We start from the raw sequence: 12441 nt of genomic DNA on the forward strand, positions 1-12441 counted from the left end.
GCAAATTACCTCGGCACAGCAACTCCTATACTTGATAGCCATCGTCGATTGTGACGCCACATTGGCTGATAGAAGCAGTAAAAGAATAACCACCACACAGGTACCGAGATACCCATTCCAATAAATGCGATGATTATATCAGCCAGAAATCCATAAATATCACTATAAAATTTTGATATCGAATCTACTAAAGCCATAAGTGTCATCAGCGGCATAAACACCATTGCCCCACCCAAAAATAAAAAATACAGGAACATCAGCCGAAAATTTCCAGTCCACCGCCGCTTGGTAGCAATCTTCATATGATCCGCCACTTGATGATATATGGGCCTTATATCTTCAGGCAGCATATGAGGTTTGGGTACCTTTGCAAAAGCCTTACGGGCGTTTCTTAACTGCTGCCGTGAAGCAACATACAATAATCCATTATATGGTATAGAATAACTCTGCGCTTCCCTCATAAGAGATACAGCATATTGTTTCTTTATCTCTGAACTATCAGGATGGACAGCTAAAGCCTGCTCACTTTCAGAAACAGCATGCTGCGGATCTCCACTGACGGTAAGGGCTTGAATATACTGGGCAATATATTTTTGATTATCAGGATACTCTTGAATAAGATGACGATAATTCGCGAGCGCTTGCGTATAGTTTCCGTTTTTAATGGCTATTAGTGCTTCTAGGGAAAGCAGGTCATCACTGGGCGTTGACGAAAGCTGTTTTGCTTGCCGGATTGATGTAGCAGCCGCTGGAAATTCCCCACGGTCATACTGGGCCATTGCCAGAGCCTGCCACCCTATAGCACTGCGAGGGTTATATGAGGTAAGTTGCTGAGCGGCGTAGTGAAGAGCTTTATAATCACGATTTTGATCCTCTAAATAGCTGGTAACTTGTTTCTCCCAGCGCGCAGCTTCTTCCTTGGCACGTTTCTCTTGTGCAAGTTTGTGGAGGCGTTCCCGCTCAGCACGAGCTTGTCTCTCGCGCTCCAAACGTTCCTGACGTTCACGCTCCTCACGTGCAGCTCGTTCTTGGCGTGCCCGTTCTAAACGCTCTTCATAACGGTCTAGGAATTCGTCGTCACTAATGTCATCCTCTATTATGGAGTCATCGTGCCGTTCTTCTTTATGTTTCTTGTATTCATCACGGAGTTTCCGTTCCCGACGCTGCCACTCTTTCTCAAGCCGCAATTCATATTCACGGCGAATTTCTTCTTCAGATGGGGAAGGCCCTTTCCTCTCATCATCGTTTAGGATTTTCTTTGTGCGATAAATAGCAAGTTTCTGGTCGTAGTCGGCTCGGGCAGCAGGATCGTAGAGAACCTTCTCTGCCTCAGCAAGCACGTCAATCATATGTTCTGCTTTGCGTGCTTGATCCTTATTAGGAGATCCCGTTAGGTTACGGTAACGAGAACGAGTTTTACGGATTGCTACCTTAATCTCAGATTCCGCTGCCGAATCATCAATTTTAAGGATGTCATAGTAGTCGTTAAAATCCATATCTCTCCTCCGCTACTTTAGTGCGGCAATCCGAAATAAAAACATATTTTTATTACAGCTACCTAAAATACAACCAAGATATTATAGATTGTGTGCCCGAGGTGCTCCCGCTAGCTAAAATCTGCTCCTGCAAGATAAACCTCGGGCACCTAATGTTTTGCAGATTCTATCTAGTTAATCTGCATACCGCCGATCTTCTGCTCCATTTCCCCGAGCTCACCTTCTCCAAGGTTTGCGACACGCTCGATCTTAATGGTCCCCAGTGATTTATTAGCAGTCAGGTCGTGCACTTCAACAACAACAGTCTGATCGACATCATACTCATAGCTCACGCGCAAAGGAGAACCTTTAGGGTAAACAGGGATTTCCAGTTGGCCCTCACCAACAATAGTGACATTTTGCGGATCCCGCTCATCCCCTTGGGTCACTTTTACGTGCACTGCGGTCTGCCGATCATAAGCAGTCTTTGTCTTCAGTTCGGTCTTTGCGGGTACTTTCGTGTTACGTTCAATCATGACCTGGTTGAACTCGGTCACCCCGTCAGCCTCTATGAGAATCACACCCAGCGCCTGCGATGTAACATCGCTAATATGCACAGGACCACCTAGGAAACTTTCAACAGTGGCTTTAGAGCCCACCTGTTCAGTGCTGACTTCAATATCCCCTTCCAGAGTGGCCTGAATGGCCGCACCAAGAGCTACTGCTTCATCCGGGTTAACATCCAGTTCAGGGCTCTTCCCTGACATCTGCTCAACAAGTTCACGCACCGCTGGCATACGGGTCGAACCGCCAACGAGAAGGACCTTGTCAATGTCATCCCACGTGAGCTTAGAAGCCTCTAAGACATCAGCTACCAATTCCTGGGTGCGTACCATAAGCGACTGAGTAACCTCATTAAACTCTTCACGAGTCAAAGGCACCCGGTAGTGCTGGTCATTCGCTGAAAACTGTACATTTGTCTTAGGAACAGTGGATAGTGCTTTCTTGGCAAATTCTGCCTTTTCGCGCAGAGACGCCATGAGCGCAACATCTTCCAGAGCATCCGGTGCGCCCTGTTTTTTCAGCTCCTCATTCAGGTAGCTCATCAGGGCATTATCGAAGTCGAATCCGCCTAGGTTACGATCACCATCAGTCGCGATCACTTCAAATTCGGTACCAGCAATTTTTAGAATCGTTACGTCAAACGTACCGCCGCCTAGATCGTACACCAACACCGTACCATTGGCATCCGCATCTATACCATAGGAAAGCGCAGCCGCAGTAGGCTCATTCAGAACCCTCAAAACATTTAACCCGGCAATCTGACCAGCCTGTTTCGTAGCGGTTCGGCGGGCATCATCAAAATACGCAGGAACTGTAATCACAGCATCAGTGACTTCTTCACCCAGCGCAATTTCGGCATCCTCTTTCAGCCTCTTGAGGATAATAGCCGACACTTCTTCAGCAGAATACTGTGCCCCAGATGAGGAGTCAAACCGCCACGACGGATCCCCCATATACCGTTTTACGTGTTGCACAATATCGTCAGGGAAAGCCGCCGCTTGCCGTTTAGCCTGCTCCCCCACCAGTGGCTCATCTGGCCCTCCAAATGATTGGAATAGAACAACCGATGGGGTGATGGAATCACCCTCTTTATTCTTCAAGACTTCCGGTTTACCAGTGGGACGTACCACTGACACCGCAGAGTTCGTGGTGCCAAGGTCAATTCCAACTGCGATTCCCATACATGCTCCTTTTCCGCTAATTGCAGCGTCTCTATAAGCTGAACATAGGATCCACACAGCGACAGAACCATAGTTCATAATAAACAGCTTATATCTAAGCGTAATAACTATTTTAGATCGAACTAAAAATATCTATGACACAATAGAAAGTATATTTTTATATACATCAACCTACATAATCATCATACTTCCAATCTTATAATTCGCTTTTTCTATCTGCTCCTGGGTAAGGTTAGCAACACGATCAATCTGAAAAGTTCCCAAGGATATATTGGCAGTTAAATCAATAACTTCAACATTGATAATCTGATCCACATCGTACTTATAAATATATTCTAACGGTGCATCCTTGGGATATTTTATTGGCATGTCAAGAACACCTTTACCCACAATTGTCACAAATTCAGGATCTTCATCATCTCCCTGGGTGACTGTAACCAAACTACTTTCTTGGTAATCATAACGTGTGCAAACTTTTCGACTATGCTTTGCTGGAACTTCAGAATTACGGGGAATAATAATTCTATTAATCTTCTCATCCGTATTATACTTAAATAATATTGCCCCCAATGCCTGTGAGGTTACGTCTTTCACCCGTACCGGACCACCCAACAACCCTTCAACTGCTGTACGCCCACCGATAAACCCAATGGTTTCTTCCTCAGGCTCAGACTCCAGAGCCGCCCGTATAGCAGCACCAAGAGCCACAGCTTCATCAGGGTTAACCCCTAACTCTGGGGTTTTACCCGTTACCTTTTCAAGCATCTGCCGCACAGCAGGCATACGGGTGGAACCGCCCACCAGAAGAACCTTGTCAATATGCGCCCAAGTAAGCTGTGCTTCTTGCAGGACGTCCTCCAAAATTTCTTCCGTACGACGCAATAACCCAGCAATCTGCGCATCAAATATTCCACGGTTCACAGGCACTCGGTAGCTCCTGCCGTGAATGGTTACATATGCATTCGTGGCCGGAACTGTGGAGAGAGATTTTTTCACATCTTCTGCCTGTTCACGCAGCTGCACCATTAATGAAACATCTTCAAAGCTGTCAGGAGCACCCTGTTTTTTCAACTCATCATTTAGGTAGTTCATCAGGGCATTGTCAAAATCAAACCCGCCCAAGTTACGATCGCCATCTGTAGCAACCACTTCAAACTCTGCCCCGGCAATACGCAAAATAGTAACGTCGAAAGTTCCGCCACCTAAATCGTAGACAAGCACATGCCCCCCAGAGTTATTTTCAACTCCATACGATAGTGCCGCAGCTGTTGGCTCGTTCAGCACCCGTAAAACATTCAACCCAGCGATCTGGCCAGCGTGCTTTGTGGCAATGCGGCGCGAGTCGTCAAAATATGCTGGAACTGTAATGACGGCGTCAGTAACACTTGCTCCAAGAGCTAGCTCAGCATCTTCTTTGAGCCGTTTGAGAACGATTGCGGACACTTCTTCAGGGCTATACTGAGCGCCAGATTCTGAATCGAACCTCCACGAAGCATCCCCCATATAACGTTTCACATGCTGCACAACGTCAGTAGGATTTATGCCCGCCTGCCTTTTAGCTTGTTCTCCCACCAACGGCTCATCGCCACCTCCAAAATCTTGAAAGAGGACAACAGAGGGGGTAGTAGCAGCCCCCTCACGGTTCTTAAGGATCTCTGGTCTTCCATCAGGCCGTACAACAGCTATTGCAGAGTTCGTCGTCCCCAGATCTATTCCTATAGCGATCCCCATGTATTCCCTCTCAATGGTGGCTGGTCTTTTCAGGCATCATCCTATATTCAAATATACATAAGATGCTTATTGCAGGTCACTACTAGCCTCAGTATATATGGCTGGCTCTTGCTTTACTAAGATAGACATGCGGGAACATTATGCAGTACCAGAAAATTAGGCATTACAGCGCCCCTAGGAACAAGCGGCTTCTTCTGATGACATCCTACCCGTTATCCCATGCTATGAGTACATATTGTGAGGGCTTTAACGTGACAAAAGAATCCCTGCTTTACGGGCTTTTGAGCGGCTAATCTTATAGCCTTTAGGGAAGAAGAAAATAAACCCCAGCAGTAGCGGGATACCCAGCAGCACGAGTACTGCAAATACCGTTCCGAAGATCTCTGTAAAGGTCGGGGTTTCCAGGATACGTGCCACTGCCCCATGCAGCACACCATATTCGAACGGAATGAGGAAGAGCAGGAACAAGCCGATAATGATCATCTGCCACCATTCGCGCCAAACGAAGTGCCTCTTGAGCGCATATTCTGCGGCGGTTTGAAGGTTCTCGTAGCGTTCCCGCAGGTGGGCTGAGGCAGTTCTGACGCTTTCAAGCGGCTCGGGTTTACGCAGTATTTCTAGGGCGTTTTTCGCAGCCTCGGCGGTAAGGTAAGCGGGCTTCTGGTTAATATTAACAGTGTCTTTTTCTGCGGTTGCTACGGCGGCTGCAACTCCTGAGTCGTGTAGGGTCTGGTCGTATTGAAAGAAATCGCGACCTTTGCGGAGTTCTTTATCGGCTTCTTCGGTGTGGCCGCTGAGTCTGAGTGCTTCGGCGCGGGCTGTGACGTAACCAGGTTCAAGAGGATTAAGAGCAATGAGCTCAGCGTACCGGTCTGCGGCGACAGCATGTTGGTTGAGCTGCTGGGCGAGCTGTGCCTCCAGCAACAGCATCCCCTCAACAGGTTCTGCGGAGCGCTGGCGCGCCTGGGTGATATTAAAGTAGGCGGGCTCAAGCTCCCCTCTGTGCCGCTGGGCCTTGGCAAGACCGAACAGCCCGAGCGGATCGGCGGGGGCTAGTCGGTTCAGGTTCTGCGCAGCGATATACAGGTTAATGTCATCTTTGCGGCTAATGTAGTCCTGCACTGAGGAACGCCAGTGCTGTAGTTCGTCGTCGGGCTGTTGAGTATTCATATTCGTAGTCATAGGGCGTCCTTGCTGAAATTTACCGCGTGCGGGCGTGGTGATGCCGCCCGGCGTTTGTCTGTGATTAGACAATATTTTAGCCGCATACCGCACCCTCTGAACTCTGCCAGTTGGCCCCTGAAGATTTTCAAATCATACTCCCAGGTTTTGCCTGTCGCGGGGCAGAGTCGATACGTTCAAGGTATCGCTTGATTGAGAATACCGATACGCTAACCGCAGGAAACATAACGGTAAGAAACGCTACACAGCCCGCATGTTTTATCACCTGTTTGCCCCTTATTCCCCCGCTATCGGTTATGCAATCGCCTCAACCAGATCTTCTGCTAACCGATATGATGGTTAATTATGATGCGGGCACGCCATAGCGCTCTCCCCTGTTATGGGCGGGTTCGCAGTAACCTCACGATCAGGGAGCGACCATGAGCGTCAAACCGAGGGCCTTTCAGAGGCAGTACCCGCCGCGTTGGCATAGTATTATCAACAGCCCAGTGGGACGTCTGTATGTGGCGGCCAGTGATAACGCCCTGACCGGCATTTGGTATGAAGAGCAAGCCCATTTTCCGCTCCCCCATGAGCTGGGCGAACGTATTACCGACCCCGCTGGTCTAGTCGCTGAGGCCGACGAGGTGGCTCAGGCAATAGGTGCCGATGCCGAACGCCGTGGCGAACACATCTATGTGGCCCCGGCGCGTATCCTCGCTCAAACGGAGCGGGAACTTGACGAATATTTTAGGGGTCGGCGCACAGATTTTGAGGTACCGCTGGATCCTGACGGCACCGATTTTCAGCTGGCTGTGTGGGACTATCTCAAAACAGTTCCGTACGGGTATACGGTTACCTACGGTGAAATCTCGCGGATGGTTGGCCCTGGTGCGCCCGCCCAGGCTGTTGGGCAGGCAGTTGGTCATAATAAAATCGCGATCATTATTCCTTGCCACCGGGTGCTCGGTGCGGGTGGGAAGCTCACCGGATACGCTGGAGGCCTTGACCGTAAACGTTGGTTATTGGATCGTGAAGAGCCTAAAGATATACGTAGCGGGCGGTTGTTTTAGTGTTGTGCTCACCAATTTTCCACCATATTTTTCCGATAAAGACTGGTATATTTGAGAGCTACGCGCTGTTCCAATAGATACTTTCGATGATGGGGAGAGTCATGGCTATAGGCACCGGGGATCACGCGCCCCGTGAGAAGTACCCCGCGTGGGTTCGTAACGATCTGGAACGTGACTACTACGATACCGAGTGGGGTGTGCCCGTTACCGATGAACGCGGAATGCTTGAACGGGTCTGCCTTGAAGGCTTCCAGTCGGGTCTCTCGTGGTACACGGTTCTTGTGAAGCGCCCGGCGTTCCGTGAACTGTTCGCAAATTTTGTCCCGGACGCTCTGGTAAAGTTCACTAACGACGATGTGGAACGACTGTTGCAGGATGAGCGCATTATCCGCAACCGCCTGAAAATACAGGCTACTATTTCTAACGCGCTATTAACCATCGAGCTGCGTGACCGTGCGGCTGCTGGGGACACCTCGCTGGCTGGCTTTTATCTGCCAAATGGTCAGTGGGTTGAGCCCGGGCTGCCAGCCTTCATTTGGTCTTTCCTCCCCGAACGCACCATTACCCCGCGTGAACTCAGCGAGGTCCCCGCCCAGGACGACGTGTCCACTGCTATGGCGAAGACTTTTAAGAAACTGGGCGGAAAATTTTTAGGGCCCACCAGCTGTTACGCGCTCATGTGCGCTATCGGTATGGTGGATGCGCACCTGCTGGATTCTCATCGCAGGGGCGTCATGGGGCTTTTCGACGAAAACGGCAGGCTCCTGCCCTCCCCCGAGGCACTTTAGCCCCCTCATATTTGGGGTTATGTTACCTCCCCCTACCGGGCGCCTCACACTTTTCTCAGAAAACACCACACAATAGAATGACGTAAACAGTAAGATGCACCCGCACCGGCGCATTACAATACGCGGGTGCGGGCGCATCCTATTAAAAACCTCTGAGGCTAGATCACCACCAGCAGGAAGATCAGCGCCAGCAGCGGCGGGGTAAATTGGATGAGCGCGGGCTTACGCTTATCTTTTGAGGTGAGAAACAGGTAAATACCAGCTACAGCCATCGACCCCAAACCAGCAAACATGAGGGCGATACCCACCTGCGGAAGCCCACCAAACCAGAAAGCGAGCAGGCCGGTGGCAGCAACCCAAGCCAACATCAGGTTATACAGCCCCTGGTTTGCCGCCATATCTTTTGTAGACTCCGCGAATTCCTCACTCATGTTGAACACTTCACGGCCTTTCGGCTTGGTCCACAGAAACGATTCAAGAATCCAGATATACACGTGAATGGCAATTGCCACAAACGCGAACACAGTGACTACGGTCAGCATAGCTGGCATAAAGTTCTTCTCCTTGCTGTAGTGTCAATCGGTAAACAGGAACAATTTTACTCCCTCAGACCAGTGAAGATACATGCCCGTAACTTATACACATACTTCGCCTCACCACGTGCCTGCTCGGATTCTCGCTGTACCGACGAGCCGGACAACGGGTATTGGACGAAGAGCAAGGAGCTCTTTAGCGGGCCATCACCAGTGAGAGTAGGTACACCCACACGCATACCAAAACCAGCAGAATAGCACTGTATTTAATAGACATGGAGGTAATCTTCGATTCCTGCCCGGCACTATTCACAGCAGCCGCAGCAATAGCAATCGACTGAGGCGAAACGATCTTACCCATCACACCGCCCGCAGTGTTCGAGGCTACCAGCAGAGTGGGATTCACATTAATCTGATGCGCGGTCGCAGACTGCAAACCGGCGAACAGCACGTTATTGTTTGTTACTGATCCGGTCACGAACACACCAATCCAGCCGATTACTGGCGAAATAAGCGGGAAGAACGCGCCCGCAGCTGAGGCCGCAAGTGCGATAGAGGAAATCATCCCGGCGTAGTTCATCACATTCGCTAGGGACATCACCAAGCAGATCATGAGGATAGGAAGCCATAACTGTTTCCAGGTGCCGCTAAGCTCCTCAAACGCGGCCTTCCAACTAATCTTGGAGAACAACACGGTCACCAGCACCGCCACTAGAATCGCGGTGCCGGAGGCCCCAAAAATATTCCAGGTAAACACAGCCTTCACAGGGGTGGGTCTAGTGACGATAGGGGCAGCCTGCTCAATTGCCCCATGCACGCCGGGAATATTAAACAGGATGGTGGAGAACCCCAATAGCCCGTCGCTCTCCCCCGGTTTAACAGCTTTAGCAAATACCGGTTTGAGGGCGGTAGACCACAGCAGGATGGCAACGGATAAGTACACGAAGGGACTCCAGGCGTTCAGGATCTCCCCGGCGGTATGCTTAACTGCCCCCTGCTCTTGCACCTCTTCGAGGGTGGGAGCGGTAGGCTCACGGTAAATATTTTTGGGCTGCCACACACGCATTATTAGTGCGAGCGCCACAAGCGCCAGCAGCGGCGGAATAATATCCACCAGCTCGGGGCTGCCGAGGAAGAATAGAATCGCTGACTGCCCGCCAGAAAACACTGCACCAATAAGCAAGGCAACAGGCCCAACTTCACGCACACCACGCACCCCGTCTTGAATGGCGACCATGAGTACGGGGATAAGCATTGAGAAAATCTGCAGTACCGGAACAATATCTATGGATAGACCTGCTAGATCAATGTTTCCGTAGTTGGCGGCAGTAGTGACCGGGATACCGATAGCCCCATAAGCCCCTGAGGCGGCGTTAGCGATAAGTGCGAACATGGAGGCTTTGAGCGGGTTAAAGCCCAGGTTCACCAGTAGTGCCGCCGCAATGGCAATGGGAATACCGAACCCAGCAGCCCCTTCCAAGAACCCACCAAAGCAAAACGCAATCAGCAGCATCTGGATGCGCTGGTCGGTGGATATTGCCGAGACCGATGAGCGCACAATATCGAAATTCCCGGCGCGCACGCTAATGCGGTACAGCCACACAGCCATGAGCACAATCCACCCAATAGGCCACATGCCAGCTAAGAAACCGTAAAGGATCGAACCCGCCCCGGCACTGGCAGGTAGGCCAAACACGAAGATCCCAATACCCAACGCAGCCGCCAACGAAAGGAGCGCGGATTTAATGCCAGTGAGTTTGAAAACGGTAAGGCTCAGTAGGAAAAGGATGATGGGCGCCGCCGCGACCAGTGCCGAAAGCACAGTCGAGTGGAGTGGGTCATAGACCTGTTGCCACATAAGTTTTTAGTCCTTCCCGGCGGTGCTGTGTGTGCTCCCGCTCGGTATTTCACGATGTGATGCCGCCACGGTTCCTGCTACTGGTGTGGCAGGTGTGTGGGCGGCATCGTGCGTTTTATCTGTATTTGTGTGTATATAACAGTGGTGTGTACCGGTGTTATTCCCGCTCTGTACCCATTGCTGTAGTGAGACGTGGACATGTGAGACTAATAAGGGTACACACAACCTTTTCTTTTCAAAAGTACCATGAGTGCGGGAATTGACTCATATGAGGCGGCACTGACTTGCGGTGTAGACGCATGAAACTGGCGGGTTCCGCTCGGTTATTTCCGTTGCGGAACCCGCCAGTTGTAGTGGCTGCTATGGCGGTATGTGAGTTGAAGCCGCCCGAGGTGATTAGTGCGTCATCACCAGTGAGAGTAGGTACACCCACACGCACAGAACGATCAGCAGCCCTGCACTGTATTTGATGGACATGGAGGTAATCTTCGATTCCTGCCCGGCGCTGTTCACTGCGGCCGCAGCGATAGCAATTGACTGGGGCGAAACAATTTTTGCCATCACACCACCAGAGGTGTTGGCAGCCACCAACAGAGTGGGGTTCACGCCGATCTGGTGTGCGGTGGTTGATTGCAGACCGGCGAAGAGGATGTTGTTGTTCACCACGGAGCCGGTCACGAACACACCAATCCAGCCAATAATGGGTGATAGGAGCGGGAACACGGCACCTGCGGCCGCCACCGCCAGCGCGATGGAAGAGATCATTCCGGCGTAGTTCATCACATTCGCTAGGGACATGACCAGGCAAATCATAATGATGGGAGTTTGCAGCTGTTTCCAGGTGCCGCCGAGCTCCTCAAACGCGGCCTTCCAACTAATCTTGGAGAACAGCACAGTAATAACGACGGCCACCAGAATCGCGGTGCCGGATGCCCCCAAAATGTTCCAGGTAAACACAGCCTTCACTGGGGTGGGTTCATGAACGATAGGGGCTGCCTGCGCTATTGCCTTGTGCACGCCGGGAATATTAACAGGGATATTGGTGAATCCTAGCAGCCCGTCGCTCTCCCCCGGTTTGGTGGCTTTAACAAATACCGGCTTGAGGACGGTGGACCACAAGAGAATAACGACGGAGAGGTATACGAACGGGCTCCAGGCGTTTAGGATCTCCCCGGCGGTATGCTTAACTGCCCCCTGCTCTTGTACCTCTTCGAGTGTGGGAGCGGTAGGTTCACGGTAAGTATTTTTGGGCTGCCACACACGCATTATTAGTGCGAGCGCCACAAGCGCCAACAGCGGCGGGATCACATCGACCAGCTCGGGGTTGCCCAGCACCTGTAGCAATAGCGACTGTCCGCCAGAGTACACGGCGCCGACAATGAGCGCTACCAGACCTGTTTCGCGTAAACCGCGCAGCCCGTCTTGGATCATCACAAGGAGCACAGGGGTAAGAAACGCAAAAATCTGCAGCACAGGGATCATATCTGCCGATAGTTCAGCAAGGGGAATACTGCCTTTCTCAGCACCGGTGCTGACAGGAATACCGATGGCCCCGTACGCCCCGGAGGCAACGTTTGCAACCAACGCCAGCATGGAGGCTTTGAGCGGGTTGAACCCCAGGCTCACCAGCAGCGCGGCGCAGATGGCGATAGGAATACCGAACCCGGCGGCCCCTTCCAAGAACCCACCAAAGCAAAACGCAATCAGCAGCATCTGGATGCGCTGGTCTGTTGAGATAGCTGAGATGGAGGAACGGACGATGTCGAAGTTCCCGGCGCGCACGCTAATGCGGTAGAGCCACACGGCCATGAGCACAATCCACCCAATAGGCCACATGCCAGCTAAGAAACCGTAAAGGATCGAGCCCGCCCCGGCACCTGCTGGCAGCCCGAAGACGAGGATTCCGATGCCCAGAGCGAGAACGAGAGAAACTATAGCCGCTTTAATGCCGCTCATTTTGAGAACGGTAAGCCCTAGGAGGAAGAAAATAATGGGTATGGCCGCAACGAGGGCTGATAGCACGGTGGAATGTAACGGGTCGTATACCTGTTGCCACATGAGGGTGTGTCCTTCCGGC

At 51.3% G+C, this 12441-nt stretch carries 9 protein-coding genes; 2 read left to right on the plus strand and 7 right to left on the minus strand.

The window, feature by feature from the left end; translation table 11 throughout:
- Nucleotides 1-5: 5 nt before the first annotated feature.
- The 4 genes from D8M23_RS04925 to D8M23_RS04940 all read right to left on the minus strand — a co-directional run bounded on the left by D8M23_RS04925 (nucleotide 6) and on the right by D8M23_RS04940 (nucleotide 6133).
- A complete protein-coding gene (locus D8M23_RS04925) occupies nucleotides 6-1496 on the minus strand; it encodes a DnaJ domain-containing protein (protein ID WP_126853887.1) in 1491 nt (496 codons plus the stop codon).
- Nucleotides 1497-1666: 170 nt separating this feature from the next.
- Nucleotides 1667-3220: an Hsp70 family protein gene (locus tag D8M23_RS04930; RefSeq protein ID WP_126853888.1), complete on the minus strand. Its 1554-nt coding sequence runs from the start codon at nucleotides 3218-3220 to the stop codon at nucleotides 1667-1669.
- 171 nt (nucleotides 3221-3391) lie between these two features.
- On the minus strand, nucleotides 3392-4951 hold the full coding sequence (locus tag D8M23_RS04935; protein ID WP_126853889.1) for an Hsp70 family protein: 1560 nt from the start codon (nucleotides 4949-4951) through the stop codon (nucleotides 3392-3394).
- 246 nt (nucleotides 4952-5197) lie between these two features.
- Nucleotides 5198-6133 (minus strand): hypothetical protein, encoded by a 936-nt coding sequence (locus tag D8M23_RS04940; protein WP_126853890.1) that lies wholly within the window; start codon nucleotides 6131-6133, stop codon nucleotides 5198-5200.
- A 419-nt stretch (nucleotides 6134-6552) separates the two neighbouring features.
- On the opposite strand from D8M23_RS04940, the gene D8M23_RS04945 reads away from it, so the two are divergent.
- Entirely contained in the window at nucleotides 6553-7185 is a 633-nt protein-coding gene (locus D8M23_RS04945; protein ID WP_126853891.1) for a methylated-DNA--[protein]-cysteine S-methyltransferase, read from the plus strand.
- 101 nt (nucleotides 7186-7286) lie between these two features.
- Nucleotides 7287-7973: a DNA-3-methyladenine glycosylase I gene (locus D8M23_RS04950; RefSeq protein WP_126853892.1), complete on the plus strand. Its 687-nt coding sequence runs from the start codon at nucleotides 7287-7289 to the stop codon at nucleotides 7971-7973.
- A 158-nt stretch (nucleotides 7974-8131) separates the two neighbouring features.
- Here D8M23_RS04950 and D8M23_RS04955 read toward each other — a convergent pair whose 3' ends face one another.
- From D8M23_RS04955 to D8M23_RS04965, 3 genes are all read right to left on the minus strand, one after another.
- Nucleotides 8132-8524 carry a DUF1304 domain-containing protein gene (locus D8M23_RS04955; protein ID WP_006887864.1) on the minus strand — a complete coding sequence of 131 codons (393 nt, stop codon included), beginning with the start codon at nucleotides 8522-8524 and terminating at the stop codon, nucleotides 8132-8134.
- A gap of 178 nt (nucleotides 8525-8702) precedes the next feature.
- Entirely contained in the window at nucleotides 8703-10364 is a 1662-nt protein-coding gene (locus D8M23_RS04960; protein ID WP_126853893.1) for an L-lactate permease, read from the minus strand.
- Nucleotides 10365-10760: 396 nt separating this feature from the next.
- On the minus strand, nucleotides 10761-12422 hold the full coding sequence (locus D8M23_RS04965; RefSeq protein ID WP_126853894.1) for an L-lactate permease: 1662 nt from the start codon (nucleotides 12420-12422) through the stop codon (nucleotides 10761-10763).
- Nucleotides 12423-12441 lie beyond the last annotated feature (19 nt).

The sequence above is a fragment of the Rothia sp. HSID18067 genome, from assembly GCF_003989445.1.
GTDB lineage: Bacteria > Actinomycetota > Actinomycetes > Actinomycetales > Micrococcaceae > Rothia > Rothia aeria.

What these genes read in the sequence shown, in the direction of transcription:
- D8M23_RS04925 (WP_126853887.1), bottom strand. Translation starts at nt 1,496, where the DNA reads ATGGATTTTAACGACTACTATGACATCCTTAAAATTGATGATTCGGCA.
- D8M23_RS04930 (WP_126853888.1), bottom strand. Translation starts at nt 3,220, where the DNA reads ATGGGAATCGCAGTTGGAATTGACCTTGGCACCACGAACTCTGCGGTG.
- D8M23_RS04935 (WP_126853889.1), bottom strand. Translation starts at nt 4,951, where the DNA reads ATGGGGATCGCTATAGGAATAGATCTGGGGACGACGAACTCTGCAATA.
- D8M23_RS04940 (WP_126853890.1), bottom strand. Translation starts at nt 6,133, where the DNA reads ATGACTACGAATATGAATACTCAACAGCCCGACGACGAACTACAGCAC.
- D8M23_RS04945 (WP_126853891.1), top strand. Translation starts at nt 6,553, where the DNA reads ATGAGCGTCAAACCGAGGGCCTTTCAGAGGCAGTACCCGCCGCGTTGG.
- D8M23_RS04950 (WP_126853892.1), top strand. Translation starts at nt 7,287, where the DNA reads ATGGCTATAGGCACCGGGGATCACGCGCCCCGTGAGAAGTACCCCGCG.
- D8M23_RS04955 (WP_006887864.1), bottom strand. Translation starts at nt 8,524, where the DNA reads ATGCCAGCTATGCTGACCGTAGTCACTGTGTTCGCGTTTGTGGCAATT.
- D8M23_RS04960 (WP_126853893.1), bottom strand. Translation starts at nt 10,364, where the DNA reads ATGTGGCAACAGGTCTATGACCCACTCCACTCGACTGTGCTTTCGGCA.
- D8M23_RS04965 (WP_126853894.1), bottom strand. Translation starts at nt 12,422, where the DNA reads ATGTGGCAACAGGTATACGACCCGTTACATTCCACCGTGCTATCAGCC.